Source organism: Klebsiella sp. V115_8, from assembly GCF_029967715.1.
Taxonomy (GTDB): Bacteria; Pseudomonadota; Gammaproteobacteria; order Enterobacterales; family Enterobacteriaceae; genus Klebsiella; species Klebsiella quasipneumoniae.
Genome location: NZ_JASCAR010000001.1, coordinates 215,684 through 233,897, shown reverse-complemented (window position 1 = coordinate 233,897; position 18,214 = coordinate 215,684). Strand labels below are relative to the sequence as shown.

Here is an 18,214-nt window from a genome sequence, read left to right as displayed (position 1 = left end):
GAGTACAACATGACTGAATTTCCGGTAGTGCTGGTGATCAACTGCGGCTCGTCGTCGATCAAATTTTCCGTACTGGACGCCGCCAGCTGCGACTGCCTGCTCAACGGCGTAGCCGAGGGCATCAACGCGGACCAGGCGTCTCTCTCGCTCAACGGCGGCGAGCCGGTGGCGCTGGCGCCGCGCGGCTACGAAGGCGCCCTGCAGGCGATTGCCGGGGCATTAGCCCAACGCGATCTTATCGACAGCGTGGCCCTGATTGGCCACCGCGTCGCCCACGGCGGCGACCTCTTCACCGAGTCGGTCATTATCAGCGAGGAGGTTATCGACAATATTCGCCAGGTATCGTCCCTGGCCCCGCTGCATAACTACGCCAGCCTTAGCGGCATCGCCTCGGCGCAGCGGCTGTTCCCGGGGGTCATGCAGGTGGCGGTCTTTGATACCAGCTTTCACCAGACCCTGGCCCCGGAAGCCTTTCTCTATGGCCTGCCGTGGGAGTATTACCAGAACCTCGGGGTGCGCCGCTATGGCTTCCACGGCACCTCCCACCGCTATGTCTCCCGGCGCGCCCTGGCGCTGCTCGGGTTGCCGGAGCAGGAGAGCGGCCTGGTGATCGCCCACCTGGGCAATGGCGCCTCGATCTGCGCGGTGCGCAACGGCCGCAGCGTGGACACCTCGATGGGGATGACGCCCCTGGAGGGGCTGATGATGGGCACCCGCAGCGGCGATGTCGACTTCGGCGCCATGGCGTGGATTGCCGCGGAAACCCGGCAGACCCTCAGCGACCTGGAGCGGGTGGCCAACACCGCTTCCGGCCTGCTGGGGATCTCCGGCCTTTCCTCCGACCTGCGGGTACTGGAGCAGGCCTGGCATGAGGGCCATGCCCGCGCCCGCCTGGCGATCAAAACCTTCGTCCATCGCATCGCCCGCCATATCGCCGGCCACGCCGCCGCGCTGCAGCGTCTCGACGGCATTATTTTCACCGGCGGGATTGGCGAAAACTCGGTGCTGATCCGTCGGCTGGTGAGCGAGCGGCTGGCGGTCTTTGGCCTTGAGATGGACGCTGCCCGCAACCAGCAGCCTAATTCGGCCGGCGAGCGCCTGATCTCCGCCGACGGCAGCCGGGTGCGCTGCGCGGTTATCCCCACCAATGAAGAGCGCATGATTGCCCTCGATGCGATCCGCTTAGGCCGGATCCACACCGCGGCGGCGCTGGCCTGATTTTTTTATTCTGTAGAGAGACGATGTTCATGAAAGTAGATATCGACACCCACGACGCACGATACGCCGACGCCTGGCAGGGCTTTCGCGGGACGGCGTGGCAAACGCAGATTAACGTTCGCGACTTTATTCAGCATAACTACACCCCTTACGAGGGCGATGAGTCCTTCCTCGCCGACGCGACGCCGGCCACCACCGCCCTCTGGGAGCAGGTGATGGCCGGGATCCGCGTCGAGAACGCCACCCATGCGCCGGTGGATTTCGACACCAATGTCGCCACCAGCATCACCGCCCACGCGGCGGGCTATATCAACCAGCCGCTGGAAAAGATCGTCGGCCTGCAAACGGACCGGCCGCTGAAGCGCGCCCTGCATCCCTTTGGCGGCATCAATATGATCAAAAGCGCCTTCGAGGCCTATGGCCGCGAAATGGACCCCGATTTTGAGTATCAGTTTACGGCGCTGCGCAAGACCCACAATCAGGGCGTATTTGACGTCTATTCCCCGGATATGCTGCGCTGCCGTAAGTCCGGGGTGCTGACCGGGCTACCGGACGGCTACGGTCGCGGACGGATCATCGGCGATTACCGCCGCGTGGCGCTGTACGGCATTCGCTATCTGGTCCGCGAACGTGAGCTGCAGTTTGCCGACCTACAGCCGGCCCTTGAACGCGGCGAGGCGCTGGAGTCCACCCTGCGCCTGCGCGAAGAGCTGGCCGAACAGCGGCGCGCGCTGCAGCAGATGCAGGAGATGGCGGCCCGTTACGGCTGCGATATCTCCCACCCGGCGCGCACCGCCCGGGAGGCGGTGCAGTGGCTCTACTTCGCCTACCTGGCGGCGGTGAAGTCGCAGAACGGCGGCGCCATGTCGCTGGGACGCACGGCCACCTTCCTCGATATCTATATTGAACGCGATCTGCGCGCCGGTTTACTCAATGAGGAGCAGGCCCAGGAGCTGATTGACCACTTCATCATGAAGATCCGCATGGTGCGTTTCCTGCGTACCCCGGAATTTGACTCGCTGTTCTCCGGGGATCCCATCTGGGCGACGGAAGTCCTGGGCGGTATGGGGCTGGATGGCCGCACCCTGGTCAGTAAAACCACCTTCCGTTACCTGCATACCCTGCACACCATGGGTCCGGCGCCGGAGCCGAACCTGACCGTGCTCTGGTCGCAGGCGCTGCCGGTGGCGTTTAAAAAATACGCCGCCCGGGTCTCTATCGCCACCTCGTCGCTGCAGTATGAGAACGACGATCTGATGCGCAGCGATTTTCACAGCGACGACTACGCCATCGCCTGCTGCGTCAGCCCGATGGTGATCGGCAAGCAGATGCAGTTCTTCGGCGCCCGCGCCAATCTCGCCAAAACGCTGCTCTACGCGATTAACGGCGGGGTGGATGAGAAACTGAAGATCCAGGTGGGGCCGAAAACCGCGCCGCTGCGCGATGAGGTGCTGGACTACGACAGCGTGATGGCCAGCCTCGACCACTTTATGGACTGGCTGGCGGTGCAGTACATCAGCGCGCTGAACATCATCCACTGCATGCATGATAAGTACAGTTACGAAGCGGCGCTGATGGCCCTGCACGACCGTGACGTCTACCGCACGATGGCCTGCGGCATCGCCGGTCTGTCGGTGGCGGCGGATTCGCTGTCGGCGATAAAGTACGCCCGGGTGAAGCCGGTGCGCGACCATCACGGGCTGGCGGTGGACTTTGTCATTGAGGGGGATTATCCGCAATATGGCAACAACGACGATCGCGTCGATGCCATCGCCTGCGACCTGGTGGAGCGCTTTATGCGCAAAATTCAGGCGCTGCCCACCTGGCGCCAGGCGGTGCCGACCCAGTCGATCCTGACCATTACCTCCAACGTGGTGTACGGGCAGAAAACCGGCAACACGCCGGACGGACGTCGGGCGGGGACGCCGTTCGCCCCGGGGGCCAATCCGATGCATGGCCGCGACCGCAAAGGGGCGGTGGCGTCGCTGACCTCGGTGGCGAAACTGCCGTTTACCTACGCCAAAGATGGCATCTCGTACACCTTCTCCATCGTGCCGGCGGCCCTCGGCAAAGCGCCGTCGGCGCAGGAAAACAACCTGGTGGGGCTGCTGGACGGCTACTTCCATCACGAGGAGATGGTGGAGGGGGGACAGCACCTCAACGTCAATGTACTGAACCGGGAAAAGCTGCTCGATGCGATAGAACATCCGGAGCAGTATCCGAATCTGACGATCCGCGTCTCCGGCTATGCGGTCCGCTTTAACGCGCTAACCCGCGAGCAGCAGCAGGATGTGATCTCGCGAACGTTCACCAGCCAGCTCTGAGCGGCCGCCGGGCCACAGGGGAGCCCTTAACGGGCTCTCCTGTTATCATCTTCACATTACCGCAACAAAATAATCACCACTGTTGATCATATTCGCATTTTTGCACCACGCTGGCGCGCAGCGACCGCTAACTGCATCTATGTTTAGCTCACGGGCCGGTACGGATACCGCGTTGTCCGGCTCGCCACGTGATGGCAACCGATCTCCTGACCTGAAAGGGAATGCGCCCTTGCCGGATGCGGCACGGGTTGTCGTCGCGTGCGCACCGACCGGGGCGTCCGCTCTCCGGCGCGATCTCTCTACCTGGCGGGATTTTTGCTTCTTCCACCCTGGCCGTCCTGGCGCTGCGCCTGCGTCGGTACCACACGGTAAGTGATATTTTCTGCGTCATTCCATGACGCCAGGCTCTAAATCGCTGAGGAATATCCGAATGTCTTTGAAACTGAAAACAATGACGCTTCATGTTGTGATAGCAGGTTGTATGAGCATGGCCTTTTACGCCCAGGCTGACGTGAAGATCGGCGTCGCCGGGCCCTTCACCGGCCCCAACGCTACCTACGGCGCCCAGTACTGGAAGGGGGCCTCGCAGGCGGTGGCTGATATCAATGCCGCCGGCGGCATCAAAGGCGAAAAGATTGTGCTGGTGCAGGGGGATGACGCGTGCGAACCGAAACAGGCGGTAGCGGTGGCCAACCGGCTGGTGGACGAAGCGAAAGTCTCCGCCGTGGTGGGGCACTTTTGCTCTTCCTCAACGATGCCGGCCTCCGAGGTGTATGACGAAGCCGGGATTCTGACCATTACCCCCGGCTCCACCAACCCGCAAATCACCGAGCGCGGCATGAAGGATCTCTTCCGCATGTGCGGCCGCGACGATCAGCAGGGGGCGATTGCCGCCAACTATATGCTGGACGTGCTGAAGGCGAAGAAAATTGCCGTCATCCACGATAAAGACACCTATGGCCAGGGGCTGGCCGATGCCACCCGCGCGGCGCTGGCGAAGCGGGGCACCAAAGAAGTGTTGTACGAAGGCCTCTCCCGCGGTGAAAAAGACTTTAACGCCCTTGTGACCAAGATCGGCGCCCTCAAGCCGGACGTGGTCTATTTTGGCGGCTGCCACCCTGAGGCGGGCCCGCTGGTGCGCCAGATGCGCGAGCAGGGAGTGCAGGCGAAATTCTTCTCCGGCGACTGTATTGTCACCGAGGAGCTGGTGACGGCCGCCGGCGGGCCGCAGTTCACCAACGGCGTGCTGATGACCTTTGGTCAGGACCCGCGCACTCTCCCGGAAGGCAAAGCGGTGATCGAGAAGTTCCGCGCCAGCGGCTTTGAGCCGGAAGGCTATACCCTCTACGCCTACGCCTCCATTCAGGCTATCGCCGCCGCCTGGAACGCCGTCGGCACCGATAACGCCAAAGCCAGCGACTGGCTGAAGAGCCACGACGTCGAGACGGTGATGGGCAAAAAAGGCTGGGATGGCAAAGGCGACCTCAAGGTGTCGGACTATGTGGTCTATCAGTGGGACGACAAGGGCAAATATCACCAGCTCTGATCGGCTACCACCCAGTAACTATCCGTTGTTTTGATTGGCTAATCGTCTCACGACGGCGGTCGACCGGGTACCGATCCCGGCGGCCGTCGGCCTGGCGGCTGGAGGGGCTATGACGGCGTTTTTTCTGCAACAATTGATCAATGGGCTGACGCTGGGCGCGGTGTACGGCTTAATCGCCATCGGCTACACCATGGTGTATGGGATCATCGGCATGATCAACTTCGCCCACGGCGAGGTGTATATGGTCTCCGCCTACCTGTGCGCCATCGGCCTGGCGCTGCTCTCCTTCTTCGGGATCCATTCGTTTCCGCTGCTGATTTTCGCCACCCTGGTATTCACCATTGTGGTCACCGGCGTGTACGGTTGGGCGATCGAGCGCATCGCCTACCGGCCGCTGCGCAACTCGACGCGCCTGGCGCCGCTGATCTCGGCTATTGGAATGTCGCTGATCCTGCAGAACTATGTTCAGCTGAGCCAGGGGCCAAACCAGCAGGGGATCCCGACGCTGCTCAGCGGCGCGCTGCGTATGACGGTGGGCGATGGGGTAGTGCAGATCACCTGGACCAAGGTGTTTATTCTCGTCGCCGCGCTGGTGGGGATGCTGATCCTGACCTGGATTATCCAGTACACCCGGCTGGGGCGCATCTGCCGCGCCACCCAGCAGGACCGGCGCATGGCGGCGATCCTCGGCATCAATACCGACCGGGTGATCTCCCTGGTGTTTGTCATCGGCGCGGCGATGGCCGGCCTGGCCGGAGTGTTGGTGACCATGAACTACGGCACCTTCGACTTCTACATCGGATTTATTATCGGCATCAAAGCCTTCACCGCCGCGGTATTGGGCGGGATTGGCTCGCTGCCTGGCGCGATGCTGGGCGGACTGCTGCTCGGGGTGGCCGAGGCGCAGTTCGCCGGAATGGTGAATTCGGATTACAAAGACGTTTTTTCCTTTGCGCTGCTGGTGGCGATCCTGATTTTTCGCCCGCAGGGGCTGCTGGGTCGTCCGCTGGTGGCCAAGGTCTGAGGGGGCTCTATGGGTGAACTGACGCGCCAGCCTGCGCGGGATATCAAAAGCGCGCTGATCGACAGCGTGCTGGCCGGTCTTTGCGCGTTAATTGTCTTTGGCCCGATCGTCGGCGTGGTGCTCAAAGGCTATGGCTTTACCCTCGCGCCCGCGCGGGTGGCGATCCTGGTGGCGGTGGTGATGGCCGGTAGACTGGCGCTCAGCCTGCTGCTGCAGAGCCGGCGGGGCAAGGCCTTGGTTGCCCGCTTTGAGGGGGCGGATGACGGGGTGTACGTCCGGCCCCCGGGCTACCGCTCGCGGCTGCGCTGGATAATGCCGCTGCTGGTGGGCCTGGCTATCGCCTTTCCGTTTCTCGCCAGCAAATACCTGCTGACCGTGGCGATCCTCGGGCTGATCTACGTCCTGCTCGGTTTGGGGCTGAATATCGTGGTGGGTCTCGCGGGGCTGCTCGATCTGGGCTATGTGGCGTTCTATGCTATCGGCGCCTACGGCCTGGCGCTGGGCTACCAGTACCTGGGTCTCGGCTTCTGGGCGATGCTGCCGCTGGGGGCGGTGATGGCGGCCCTCGCCGGGGCGTTGCTAGGCTTTCCGGTGCTGCGCATGCACGGCGACTATCTGGCCATCGTCACCCTCGGCTTTGGCGAAATCATTCGCCTGGTGCTTAACAACTGGGTGAGCTTCACCGGCGGCCCCAACGGCGTCCCGGTGCCGTCCCCCACGCTGTTTGGCCTCGAATTTACCCGCCGGGCAAAGGATGGCGGTATCCCTATCCATGAATTCTTCCACGTCAGTTACAACCCCAACCTGAAATTCATCTTCCTCTACGCCGTGCTGTGCATGGTGGTGATACTGGTGCTGCTGGTGAAGCATCGCCTGACGCGGATGCCCATCGGCCGCGCCTGGGAGGCGCTGCGCGAGGATGAGATCGCCTGTCGGGCGATGGGGCTCAACCATGTGCTGGTCAAGCTCTCGGCGTTCATGCTCGGCGCGTCGACCGCCGGCATCGCCGGAGTGTTCTTCGCCAGCTATCAGGGATTTGTTAATCCGACGTCGTTCACCTTTTTTGAGTCGGCGCTGATCCTGGCGATTGTGGTGCTGGGGGGAATGGGCTCCACCCTTGGGGTGGTGCTGGCGGCGTTTGTCCTGACGGTCACCCCGGAGCTGCTGCGCGGGTTTGACGAATATCGCGTGCTGCTGTTTGGCGTGCTGATGGTGCTGATGATGATCTGGCGGCCGCGCGGCCTGGTGCGCACCAGCCGCAGCGGGGTCGCGTTGCGAAAAGGAGTCGCGCCATGAGCGACAGCATCTTACGCGTTGAGCATCTGATGATGCATTTCGGCGGCATCAAAGCGCTGAATGACGTCAATCTGGAGGTGGAGCGGGGGTCGATCACCGCCCTGATCGGCCCCAACGGCGCGGGCAAGACCACGGTGTTTAACTGCCTGACCGGTTTTTACCGGGCGACGGGGGGGAGTATCGTGCTACGGGCGCGGGAAAAGGTCACCGATGTCATTCAGGTGCTGGGGCAAAAGCTTCACCCGGACGATTTCCTCCACCCGGCGCAGCTGGGGCGGCGGATCTATTACAAGATGTTCGGCGGCACCCATCTGGTGAACCGCGCCGGTCTGGCCCGCACCTTCCAGAATATTCGCCTGTTCCGCGAGATGTCGGTGATTGAGAACCTGCTGGTGGCCCAGCATACTCAGGTTAACCGCCATCTGCTGGCCGGGATCCTCAACACCCGCGGCTATCGGCAGGCGGAAAGTCAGGCGCTGGATCGCGCGTTTTACTGGCTGGAGGTGGTGGAGATGGTGGACTGCGCCAACCGTCTGGCGGGAACGCTTTCCTACGGACAGCAGCGGCGGCTGGAGATCGCCCGCGCCATGTGCACCCGTCCGGAGATGATCTGTCTGGACGAGCCGGCGGCCGGACTCAACCCGGTCGAAACCCAGGCGCTGAGCCGGATCATCCGCTTTCTGCGCCAGCAGCACGGCATCACGGTGCTATTGATCGAACATGATATGGGGATGGTGATGGAGATTTCGGATCATATCATCGTCCTCGATCACGGGGACGTCATCGCCCGCGGCGCGCCGCAGGCGATTCAGGCCAACGCCAGCGTGATTGCCGCCTATCTTGGCGCTGAGGAAGAGGAGACGCGCCGATGAGCCAGCCACTGCTTGCCTTTGATGAGGTGGATGTCTTCTACGGGCCGATCCAGGCCCTGAAGCAGGTCTCCTTGACCGTCAACGAGGGGGAGACGGTGGCGCTGATCGGCGCCAACGGCGCGGGTAAATCGACGCTGCTGATGTCGGTCTTCGGGCAGCCGCGTATTGCCGGCGGGGAGATTTTCTATCGCGGGGAGGCGATCAGCCGGAAATCGACCCACTTTATCGCCAGCAACGGCATCGCCCAGGCCCCGGAAGGGCGGCGCATCTTTCCCGATATGACCGTCGAGGAGAATCTGCTGATGGGGACCATTGCCATTGGCAACCGCTATCAGGCCGAGGACAAGGCCCGGATGTACCAGCTGTTCCCCCGGCTGGAAGAGCGGCGGGGACAGCGGGCGATGACCCTCTCCGGCGGCGAACAGCAGATGCTGGCCATCGCCAGGGCGCTGATGAGCCGGCCGCGCCTGCTGCTGCTGGATGAGCCGAGCCTGGGACTGGCGCCGCTGGTGGTGAAGCAGATATTTCAGATCCTGCGCGAGCTGACGGCCCAGGGGATGACGCTGTTTCTGGTGGAGCAGAACGCCCGCCATGCCCTCAACCTGTCGGACCGCGCCTACGTGATGGTGAACGGCCAGATCCGCCTGAGCGGTAGCGGCCAGGCGCTGCTCAACGACCCGGAGGTGCGTAAGGCGTATCTGGGGATCAGCGGCTGAGAGGGTTAATCCCGCGGTTGGTTACGGGTTTTAATGTGCTGCCAGAAACGTTCGGCGGCCTGGTTAAGCCGCGAGCCGGAGCGGTAGAGCCAGGCGCCGATCGGCAGCGACAGGCTCTCATCGAGGATCGTCAGTCGGCCTTCGTCCAGCTCGCGCTGAATGGAGTACTGCGGCAGCCAGCCCACGCCGTCGCCATTGAGGATCATGCGCTTGAGCAGCTCGCTCATGGAAGAGACAAAGGTGAGGGAGAAGGTGATCTCCGGCGTGCGGTCGATGACCTGGTTCACCTGGCGCCCCATATAGCTGTCGTTGGCGTATTTCATCAGCGGCAGCACGCCGCGATGTAAATGAAATAGCGGCCGGCCATGTTCGTCGCAGGGGGAGACCAGGTGCAGGTAAGAATCAAAAATTTTATGATTAATAAACGGATAGTTCATTAATTCTTCATTATAGAAGGAGAGGATAAAATCGCTTTTACCCTCTTTCAGGTTAAATACGGCGTCGTTGACGTTAATCGATTCAACATGAAAAGTCTTATTTTTACGGTCGGTGTAACCGGCGATAATTTCCGGCAGCAATAACACCGACAGCGACGGGGCGGCGTCGATTCTTATTTTCTGCGTGGTGTTATTTAAACCTTTAATTCGGCTGATCTGAAAATCCATGTCGTCGAGCATATTTCGCGCATAGCCGACAAAAATTTTCCCGCGGTTGGTCAACTGCAGGGGGTTGGCGCTGCGGTCGAAGATGCTGAATCCGAGGGAAGCCTCCAGCGACTGGATGCGTCGGCTGAACGAGGACTGCGAGATATTGCGGGCTTTGGCCGCCAGGGTAAAGCTGCGTGACTCCTCGAGAGCAATCACATCATACAGCCATTTAACTTCCAGATTTGCCAACACCGATCCAGTCCTCAAAAACGCAATAAAGGCTATGCAATTTTAGCATAGCGCATAGAAACTATGCAATTAACATAATTATCGACAGGTGTTAACATTTTTTGGAAAGTTGAGATTTATGAATGCGTATCGGCGACCCTACATGAGCACGATATGAAATCGCGACTCACGGTTATTTATTGCTTTATTTCATTGCCCAGGATTTATCTTATTAAATAGCTGGCGACGATGACGAAAGCAATGAATAACCCAGGCCTCTTACCTTAAATAGTTTGTCAGGAGTTCCATGTCACAACAAATTGAATCAGTAAAAATGGCTCTGCAGGAGCTGGGGATTAATGCAAGCGGCGAATTGTTTTACAACCCTGATTACGATTTGCTTATTGCACATGAAACCGCTCCTGAGCTGACCGGCGCGGCCCGCGGCGTAATGACCGACTCTGGCGCTGTGGCAGTGGATACCGGCATCTTCACCGGCCGCTCGCCGCGCGATAAATATATCGTCAGAGACGAGCAGACGCGCGACACCGTATGGTGGGCTGACTCCGGCCTCGGCCGCAATGATAATAAGCCGTTATCGCCAGAAGTGTGGCGCAGCCTGAAAAGCCTGGTCGCAGGCCAGCTGAGCGGCAAAAAACTGTACATCATCGACGCCTGGTGCGGCGCCAGCCCGGACACCCGCCTTGGCGTGCGCTTCGTCACCGAGGTGGCGTGGCAGGCCCACTTTGTCAAAAACATGTTTATCGTGCCGAGCGCCGACGAGCTGGCCAGCTTTACTCCGGACTTCGTGGTGCTCAACGGCGCCGGCTGCACCAATGCCAACTGGCAGGCGCAGGGCATGAACTCCGAGAACTTCGTCGCCTTTAACCTGAGCGAGCGTATTCAGCTCATCGGCGGCACCTGGTACGGCGGCGAAATGAAAAAAGGGCTGTTCTCGGTCATGAACTACCTGCTGCCGCAGAAAGGCATCGCGTCGATGCACTGCTCGGCCAACCGCGGCGAAGCAGGGGACGTCGCGCTGTTCTTCGGCCTCTCCGGTACCGGCAAAACCACGCTGTCCACCGATCCGCATCGTCAACTGATTGGCGATGACGAGCACGGCTGGGACGATGATGGGGTGTTTAACTTCGAAGGCGGCTGCTACGCCAAGACCATCAATCTCGACCCGCAGGCGGAGCCGGAGATTTATGGCGCCATCCGCCGCAATGCGCTGCTGGAAAACGTGGTGGTGCGCGCCGACGGCAGCGTGGATTACGCCGACGGCAGCAAAACCGAGAACACCCGCGTCTCCTATCCGCTGTCGCATATCGACAATATCGTCAAGCCGGTGTCCCGGGCGGGCCATCCGTCGAAGGTGATTTTCCTTGCCGCAGACGCGTTTGGCGTCCTGCCGCCGGTCTCCCGTCTGACCACCGAGCAGATGCAGTACCATTTCCTGTCGGGCTTCACCTCGAAGCTGGCGGGCACCGAGCGCGGCATTACCCAGCCGACGCCGACCTTCTCCGCCTGCTACGGCGCGGCGTTCCTGCTGCTTCACCCGACCCAGTACGCCAGCGTACTGGCGGCGAAGATGGCGGAATCCGGTGCGGAAGCCTGGCTGGTCAACACCGGCTGGAACGGCGAGGGCAAACGCCTGTCGCTGCGCGATACCCGCAGCATCATCAGCGCGATCCTCAATGGCACCACCGGCCCGCTGCGCGATGAAGCGATCCCGGTGTTCAATCTTGCGATCCCGCAGAGCATTCCGGGCGTCGACAGCGCAGTGCTGGATCCGCGTAATGGCTGGAGCTCAGCGGATAAGTGGCAGGAGAAGGCGGAGAGTCTGGCTCAGCTGTTTATGGATAACTTTAAGCAGTACAGCGATACCGAAGCGGGCGCGCGTCTGGCGCTGGCCGGTCCGCAGCTGCAGAATAGCGCGGTCGAAGCCTGATCCGCGGCCAGCCGGTCGACGCCAGGCGCCGACCAGCGGGCGAGCCGCCTTACTCCGCAAAGGCCCGCAGCGCATCGCCAGTGAGGCGATAACGCACCCACTCATCCTGCGGCTGCGCGCCAATGCTCAGATAGAAATCAATCGCCGGCTGGTTCCAGTCGAGCACGCTCCACTCCAGACGCCCGCACTGACGCTGTACAGCATATTGCGCGATGGTTTTCAGCAGCGCTTTTCCGGCGCCGATCCCGCGATAGTCGGGGGTTACGTACAGATCCTCCATATAGATGCCGTTACGGCCAAGCCAGGTGGAGTAGCTGGTGAAGAACACGGCGTAGCCCACCGCTTTGCCCGCCACCTCGCAGATCAGCGCCTCGGTTTTGCTGCTGCTGGCAAACAGCGTCTCTCTGATCTCCTCTGCCGTCGTCACCACCTCTTCGGGGGCTTTCTCGTAGACCGCGAGTTCATAAATCATGTCATAAATAGCGGTGGCGTCGTCCGGGGTGGCCTGGCGGATCGTGATGCTCATGGGTCGTCCTGTCTGAATGGTATGAAAGAAAGCAAAATTGCTGACCCAGAGCATAAGCGGTATTGTGAAAAGAATTAAGTGCAATGAAATCAGCAAACGATGAATATTATGCATCCTGTCCTGCGCCGTATCGACCTCAACCTGCTGCCGGTCTTTGACGCGGTCTATCGCTCCCGCTCGGTGCGCCTGGCGGCAGAAGAGCTGGCGATGAGCACCTCGGCGCTGAGCCATGCGCTCTCCCGGCTGCGCAGCGCCCTCAACGACCCGCTGTTCTATCGGGAAGGTCACCGGATGTGTCCCAGCGTCTATGCCAGCCAGCTGGCGCCCTCTATCGCTTCGGCGCTGAAATTTCTCAATCAGGAGCTGACGCCGCCGGCGGCGTTTGTGCCGGCCGCCAGCACCGACTGCATGCAGATTGCGATCACCGATTTCACCGCGTTCTGCGTCTTTCCGACGCTGATGCACCACCTGCAGCGTGAGGCGCCCGGGCTGCGGTTTGAGCTCCGTTATCTGCCCCAAAGCCCGGCGCTGACCGAGCTGCTGGCGGGCGAGGTCGATCTGGCTCTCGGGTTCAATACCCCTGACGAGCCAGCTCATCCCGATCTCGAGGAGATTAACTGGCTGCGGGACGAATATGTGGTTATTAGCCAGGCCGACCGAACGGCGCTCAACCTGGACGCCTACCTTGCGGCCCGTCATCTGGTGGTGACCCCATGGAATGAGCGGCAGGGGGTGCTGGACTGTGAGCTGGAGCGGCAGGGCTATTCGCGGCAGGTGGCGGTGAAAACGCCCTCGATGCTGAGCGCTCCCTTTATTATTGAGCAGAGCGATCTGCTGATGGCGCTGCCCCGGCGGGCGGCGGAGACGATGGCTCGCGCCGCCCGGCTGACCATTTTCCCGCTGCCGTTTCCGGTTCCCCCGTTTGACGTCAAGATTTACGCCCACAAACGCAGCGGGAAACGCGAGGCCACCCGCTGGCTGATCTCCCTGTTGCAGACGCTGGGGAACGCCGCCGCGGCGCCGGCGCCCTGAGGTCACGTCCGGATTATTAACATCTCGCCGCTCGGCGTCGCGTTAACCCTGCCGGGCCGGGTATGTCTTTTACCGCCTGGCGCCCGGGGCGCAGCGGCGTACCCTGGCCTCGGTCACAAAACGGAAAACCCACTTTTTCATCCCTGCCGCCGACGTTGATGACGCAGAGAGTGTTAAATGATTGTATATAAAAGTAATGTTAATTAGTTAAATGTTATTTATGCGTAAATTGCATCAATGGATGCGTTTATTACGCTTATTTCATTCCCGGTTCTGTTTCAGTCTTCAGCAACAGGCGCGCGACAACGCGTGGATAACAAACTGGAGACCTGCATGCATTCGACAACCTCACTGATGAGTACCCGTGACCGGCTCGGCGCCATTCTGCGCGTCACGTCCGGTAACTTTCTCGAACAGTTCGACTTTTTCCTGTTCGGGTTTTATGCCACCTACATCGCACATACCTTTTTTCCGGCGAGCAGTGAATTCGCCTCGCTGATGATGACCTTCGCGGTCTTTGGCGCCGGCTTTCTGATGCGGCCCATCGGCGCCATCGTGCTTGGCGCCTATATCGACAAGGTAGGGCGGCGCAAAGGGCTGATTGTGACCCTGTCGATCATGGCCACCGGCACCTTCCTGATCGTGCTGATCCCCTCTTACCAGGCCATTGGCCTGTGGGCGCCGCTGCTGGTGCTGATCGGCCGCCTGCTGCAGGGCTTCTCCGCCGGCGCTGAGCTGGGCGGGGTATCCGTCTATCTGGCCGAGATCGCCACCCCGGGCCGCAAAGGGTTTTACACCAGCTGGCAGTCGGGCAGCCAGCAGGTCGCCATTATGGTGGCGGCCGCGATGGGCTTTGCCCTCAACGCCGTGCTGGAGCAGAGCGCCATCAGCGACTGGGGCTGGCGTATTCCGTTCCTTTTCGGCTGCCTGATCGTCCCGTTCATTTTTGTGCTGCGCCGTAAGCTGGAGGAGACCCAGGAGTTTACTGCCCGCCGCCATCATCTGGCGATGCGCCAGGTATTCGCCACCCTGCTGGCGAACTGGCAGGTGGTCATCGCCGGGATGATGATGGTGGCGATGACCACCACCGCGTTCTATCTGATCACCGTCTATGCGCCGACCTTTGGCAAAAAAGTGCTGATGCTCAGCGCCTCGGACAGCCTGCTGGTCACGCTGCTGGTGGCGATTTCCAACTTCTTCTGGCTGCCGGTGGGCGGGGCGCTGTCCGACCGCTTTGGCCGCCGGCCGGTGCTGATTGCCATGACCCTGCTGGCGCTGGCTACCGCGTGGCCTGCGCTGACCATGCTGGCGAACGCGCCGAGCTTTTTAATGATGCTGAGCGTGCTGCTGTGGTTGTCTTTTATCTACGGCATGTACAACGGGGCGATGATCCCGGCGCTGACCGAAATTATGCCCGCCGAAGTGCGCGTGGCAGGCTTCTCGCTGGCCTATAGCCTGGCGACCGCGGTGTTTGGCGGCTTCACGCCGGTGATTTCCACGGCGCTGATTGAATATACCGGTGATAAAGCTTCCCCAGGCTACTGGATGAGCTTTGCCGCCGTCTGCGGCCTGCTGGCCACTTGCTACCTCTATCGCCGCAGCGCCGTTACGCTGCAGACGGCACGTTAATCAGGGAGATGATGATGCGTAAAACGACAGGAACCCTGCTGGCCACGCTGCTGCTGGCCGCCACCGGCGGCAGCGCGCTGTCCGCTGAGGTCACCGTGATGATCTCCGGCGGCTTCAAAGCGGCGCTGGAAAAGCTGGCCCCGGCATGGGAAAAACAAAGCGGTAACCACCTCGTGGTGATCCCCGGGCCGTCGATGGGGAAAACGCCGCAGGCGATCCCTAACCGCCTGGCGCGGGGCGAACACGCGGACGTGGTGATTATGGTCGGCGACGCGCTGACCGGCCTCGAGAAAGCGGGCCGTACGCAACCGGATTCGCGCCGGGAGATGGCCGACTCGCCCATCGGCGTGGTGGTGAAAGCGGGAGCGCCGCTGCCGGCTATCCGCAGCGCAGACCAGCTGCGGGCGGCGCTGCTGGCTGCGCCGTCGGTCGCGTACTCCGACAGCGCCAGCGGACGCTATGTCAGCTCGACGCTGTTCCACCGCCTGGGCATTGATGAGGCGATGCAGAGCAAAGCGCGGATGGTGGAGCGTATTCCGGTAGCCTCGGAAGTGGCGAAGGGACGGTATGCGATCGGTTTTCAGCAGGTAAGCGAACTGCTGCCGGTGCCCGGCGTGACCTTTGTCGGCGAACTGCCGGATAACCTGCAGTACATCACCCGCTTTGCCGGGGCGGTGACCGTCAGCGCCGACCACCCGCAGGAAGGAAAGGCGCTGCTGACGTATCTGGCCTCACCGGCGGCGCAGGAGACCATCCACGCCACCGGTATGCGAAGCGTAGCTGCCGCCGCGCCGGTCAGCCAGAAGGATACTGTTCAATAATCAGCTTCTCCAGCTCTGCCGCCACGTAGGACTGAATACGGCCGCTGAGGCGGATCAGACCTACCGTACGGGTGACCACCGGCTCGGTAAGCGGTACGGCGCGGAGAACGGAATGCTCCCCGGCGGGCATCGACATCGCGGGCACGGCGGCAATGCCGATGCCCGCTTCCACCATCCCCAGCATCGTGGTGACGTGGCGGGTTTCGCAAATGCTTGGCCGCGCCGGCGTCAGATGCGCCAGCTCCCTGTCGAGCAGCGTCCGGTTGCCGGAGACCCGATCGAGGCCAATATAATCCTGTTCAAAGTATGCCTGCCAGCTGAGGTGCGTCCTGCTCGCCAGCGGATGGTCGTGCCGACAGGCGGCGACATAGCGGTCGTCGGCCAGCGGGGTGAATTCGATGCTGGCCGGCAGGTTTTTGGCAAAGCAGAGGCCAAAGTCAGCCTGTCCGCTGCTCACCGCCTCAATGACATTCCCGGCGCTGCTGTCGATCAGCCGGATACGCACCTGGGGAAAGCGCGCCTGAAAGCTGCGGATGATTTCCGGCATAAAGTAGTAGGCGGCGGAAGGTACCGTCGCCACTGTCACCAGCCCGGTACGCGCCTTGCTGACCTGGCTGATATCCGCCAGCACCGTCTCGACGTGGGCCAGCAGCTGCTCCGAACGTTCGGCAAAATTCTGTCCATACAGCGTAAGGGTCACGCGGCGGGTGGTGCGCTCGAACAGCCGGTTGCCTAACGCGGTTTCCAGCTTTTCGATGCGGCGGCTGAGGGCCGATTGTGACAGGCAAATGGATTCTGCGGCCAGCCGAAAGCTGCCATACTCCATCAGGGCGCGAAAGGCATAGAGATCGTTGAAGTCAAAATTTACGGGCATGGCGGCGGCATCCTTATCGGCTGTCTGGCGCCTCGCCCCGTCCGGTGAGGGGCGATGGCGACGAAAATCGGCTCGGCAGGTGACTGGGCGCGCGGCTGACCGCACGCCGGGTCGTCATACCTTGAGCAGTTTTACCGTGGCATCGATATCGATTTCGTCTTCCGAGAAGATCAGGGTTGTCCCCTGAAAGGTGGTGATCGCCAGCTTTTTCACCGAGCGCATCTCTCCCGGCTGCACCGCGGATTTTGGCCGGATGCTGTTCATCAGCAGCCCGACCGACAGCACCGCGTTTTCTTTATCCACACGGGTCTCGACCGGCTCTTCTTCCCGGTAAACCACATAGGACTTGATGGAGGTCAGCTTCAGCCGCTCGCCGGCGATATAGATATATTTGCTTTCCGGAATGACCTTCACCGCGTAGGCCGACAGCCCTTTATTGTTGGTGGTAGGTTCAAAAGTCACCGCCGCGTCTTTCTTGATGAGATCGGGATTGGCGACCTTAATCACATGAAAATACCGGTTTTCGCCGTTTTCATCTTTGATAAATCCAAAACCTTTATCTTTAAACCACGTTGTGATTGTTCCGTTCATCGCCATTACCGTTCTTACTCGTTGGTTAACTCAAATTTTGCAGCGCGCAGTGTAAAGCACATTGCCTGCGCAGACCATGCCTTTGCGATAAGTGTGGGTGATAAATGACGCCGCCGCGAGGGCGGATCGTGCGCCAGCGTCGTACCGGCGGGCAAAATGGGTTACTATCGCCGGCCACTCCTTCTTCGGGCCGTCTGATGTCCACCATTATCGATACCTTTGTCGCTCCGCCGTGCCGCGAGCAGATAACCCTCCTGTATCAGGACGAACACCTGCTGCTGATCAATAAACCTGCCGGGCTGCTGAGCCTGTCAGGCAAAGATCCGCGCAACCTCGACTCCGTGCATCATCGACTGGTCCAGCGCTTTCCGGGCTGCACCCTGGTACACCGCCTTGATTTCGGCACTTCCGGTCTGATGGTGGTCGCCCGCAACAAGGTGATTAACGCCGCGCTGTGCCAGCAGTTCAGTCAGCGCACGGTGGGTAAGGTCTATACGGCGCTGCTGTGCGGCCATCTGCCGGAAGATGAAGGGATAGTGGAGGCGGCGATCGCCAAAGACCCGACCCGTTTCCCGCGTATGTCGATCTGCGCCCGGCACGGCAAACCGGCGCGTTCGCGCTACCGGGTAATTGACCGTATGTACCAGACGCGGGAAGGGGAGAGGGCGCTGGCGCTGACGAGGGTGGCGCTCACCCCGGAGACCGGGCGCACCCATCAGCTGCGGATCCACTGTCAGCTGCTGGGCTATCCGATCCTTGGCTGCGATCTGTATGGCGGCCGGGAATTGCCGGGCACGGAACAGGCTCCGCGGCTGATGCTGCACGCCAGCGAACTGCGTTTTCGCCACCCCGTCAGCTGCGAGCCGATGCATATCCAGCAGGCAAGCTCGTTCTGATCGCCTGCCGCTGGAAGCCCGCG

General features: G+C 61.3%; 17 protein-coding genes. 12 read left to right on the top strand and 5 right to left on the bottom strand.

Annotation, left to right across the window (positions count from 1 at the left end):
- Nucleotides 1-9 precede the first annotated feature (9 nt).
- Nucleotides 10-1,218, top strand: coding sequence for a propionate kinase (gene tdcD / locus QLG03_RS01105; RefSeq protein ID WP_032453336.1), 1,209 nt, complete (start codon nt 10-12; stop codon nt 1,216-1,218).
- A gap of 29 nt (nt 1,219-1,247) precedes the next feature.
- Nucleotides 1,248-3,542, top strand: coding sequence for a formate C-acetyltransferase (gene pflB, locus QLG03_RS01100; RefSeq protein ID WP_147733389.1), 2,295 nt, complete (start codon nt 1,248-1,250; stop codon nt 3,540-3,542).
- Nucleotides 3,543-3,593: 51 nt separating this feature from the next.
- Here the strand turns inward: pflB and QLG03_RS01095 are convergent, their stop codons facing one another.
- Nucleotides 3,594-3,740 carry a hypothetical protein gene (locus QLG03_RS01095; RefSeq protein WP_004225356.1) on the bottom strand — a complete coding sequence of 49 codons (147 nt, stop codon included), beginning with the start codon at nt 3,738-3,740 and terminating at the stop codon, nt 3,594-3,596.
- Between the two features lie 289 nt (nt 3,741-4,029).
- On the opposite strand from QLG03_RS01095, the gene QLG03_RS01090 reads away from it, so the two are divergent.
- The 5 genes from QLG03_RS01090 (at nt 4,030) to QLG03_RS01070 (ending at nt 8,996) form a co-directional block, all read left to right on the top strand.
- The gene (locus QLG03_RS01090; protein WP_075206763.1) at nt 4,030-5,088 is read left to right on the top strand and encodes a branched-chain amino acid ABC transporter substrate-binding protein; all 1,059 of its coding nucleotides are present in this window, start codon (nt 4,030-4,032) and stop codon (nt 5,086-5,088) included.
- A gap of 109 nt (nt 5,089-5,197) precedes the next feature.
- Complete coding sequence (locus tag QLG03_RS01085) at nt 5,198-6,112, top strand: branched-chain amino acid ABC transporter permease (protein ID WP_023290184.1); 915 nt, start codon at nt 5,198-5,200, stop codon at nt 6,110-6,112.
- A 9-nt stretch (nt 6,113-6,121) separates the two neighbouring features.
- Nucleotides 6,122-7,408 carry a high-affinity branched-chain amino acid ABC transporter permease LivM gene (livM, locus tag QLG03_RS01080; RefSeq protein WP_023290183.1) on the top strand — a complete coding sequence of 429 codons (1,287 nt, stop codon included), beginning with the start codon at nt 6,122-6,124 and terminating at the stop codon, nt 7,406-7,408.
- On the top strand, nt 7,405-8,280 hold the full coding sequence (locus QLG03_RS01075; RefSeq protein WP_044523916.1) for an ATP-binding cassette domain-containing protein: 876 nt from the start codon (nt 7,405-7,407) through the stop codon (nt 8,278-8,280). Before livM ends, QLG03_RS01075 begins: the two co-directional genes overlap by 4 nt.
- On the top strand, nt 8,277-8,996 hold the full coding sequence (locus tag QLG03_RS01070) for an ABC transporter ATP-binding protein (RefSeq protein WP_023290181.1): 720 nt from the start codon (nt 8,277-8,279) through the stop codon (nt 8,994-8,996). The genes QLG03_RS01075 and QLG03_RS01070 overlap by 4 nt, the downstream gene beginning before the upstream one ends.
- A gap of 5 nt (nt 8,997-9,001) precedes the next feature.
- On the opposite strand, the gene QLG03_RS01065 is transcribed toward QLG03_RS01070, so the two are convergent.
- Nucleotides 9,002-9,895, bottom strand: coding sequence for a LysR substrate-binding domain-containing protein (locus tag QLG03_RS01065; protein ID WP_023290180.1), 894 nt, complete (start codon nt 9,893-9,895; stop codon nt 9,002-9,004).
- A 283-nt stretch (nt 9,896-10,178) separates the two neighbouring features.
- Here QLG03_RS01065 and pckA point away from each other — a divergent pair, with 283 nt between their 5' ends.
- Nucleotides 10,179-11,822, top strand: coding sequence for a phosphoenolpyruvate carboxykinase (ATP) (gene pckA / locus QLG03_RS01060; protein WP_023290179.1), 1,644 nt, complete (start codon nt 10,179-10,181; stop codon nt 11,820-11,822).
- 49 nt (nt 11,823-11,871) lie between these two features.
- On the opposite strand, the gene QLG03_RS01055 is transcribed toward pckA, so the two are convergent.
- Nucleotides 11,872-12,348, bottom strand: a complete 477-nt coding sequence (locus tag QLG03_RS01055; RefSeq protein ID WP_004203250.1) for a GNAT family N-acetyltransferase — start codon at nt 12,346-12,348, stop codon at nt 11,872-11,874.
- A 99-nt stretch (nt 12,349-12,447) separates the two neighbouring features.
- Between QLG03_RS01055 and QLG03_RS01050 the strand changes: the two genes are divergently transcribed.
- The 3 genes from QLG03_RS01050 (at nt 12,448) to QLG03_RS01040 (ending at nt 15,830) form a co-directional block, all read left to right on the top strand.
- Nucleotides 12,448-13,380, top strand: coding sequence for a LysR family transcriptional regulator (locus QLG03_RS01050; RefSeq protein ID WP_255987897.1), 933 nt, complete (start codon nt 12,448-12,450; stop codon nt 13,378-13,380).
- A gap of 333 nt (nt 13,381-13,713) precedes the next feature.
- The gene (locus QLG03_RS01045) at nt 13,714-15,009 is read left to right on the top strand and encodes an MFS transporter (protein ID WP_044523912.1); all 1,296 of its coding nucleotides are present in this window, start codon (nt 13,714-13,716) and stop codon (nt 15,007-15,009) included.
- An 11-nt stretch (nt 15,010-15,020) separates the two neighbouring features.
- On the top strand, nt 15,021-15,830 hold the full coding sequence (locus QLG03_RS01040) for a substrate-binding domain-containing protein (RefSeq protein ID WP_255987896.1): 810 nt from the start codon (nt 15,021-15,023) through the stop codon (nt 15,828-15,830).
- Here the strand turns inward: QLG03_RS01040 and QLG03_RS01035 are convergent.
- Complete coding sequence (locus QLG03_RS01035) at nt 15,805-16,704, bottom strand: LysR family transcriptional regulator (RefSeq protein ID WP_023290175.1); 900 nt, start codon at nt 16,702-16,704, stop codon at nt 15,805-15,807. The genes QLG03_RS01040 and QLG03_RS01035 overlap by 26 nt on opposite strands.
- A gap of 114 nt (nt 16,705-16,818) precedes the next feature.
- Nucleotides 16,819-17,301, bottom strand: coding sequence for a cold shock domain-containing protein (locus QLG03_RS01030; RefSeq protein WP_032453327.1), 483 nt, complete (start codon nt 17,299-17,301; stop codon nt 16,819-16,821).
- A 191-nt stretch (nt 17,302-17,492) separates the two neighbouring features.
- On the opposite strand from QLG03_RS01030, the gene QLG03_RS01025 reads away from it, so the two are divergent.
- Complete coding sequence (locus QLG03_RS01025; protein ID WP_255988034.1) at nt 17,493-18,191, top strand: RluA family pseudouridine synthase; 699 nt, start codon at nt 17,493-17,495, stop codon at nt 18,189-18,191.
- Nucleotides 18,192-18,214 lie beyond the last annotated feature (23 nt).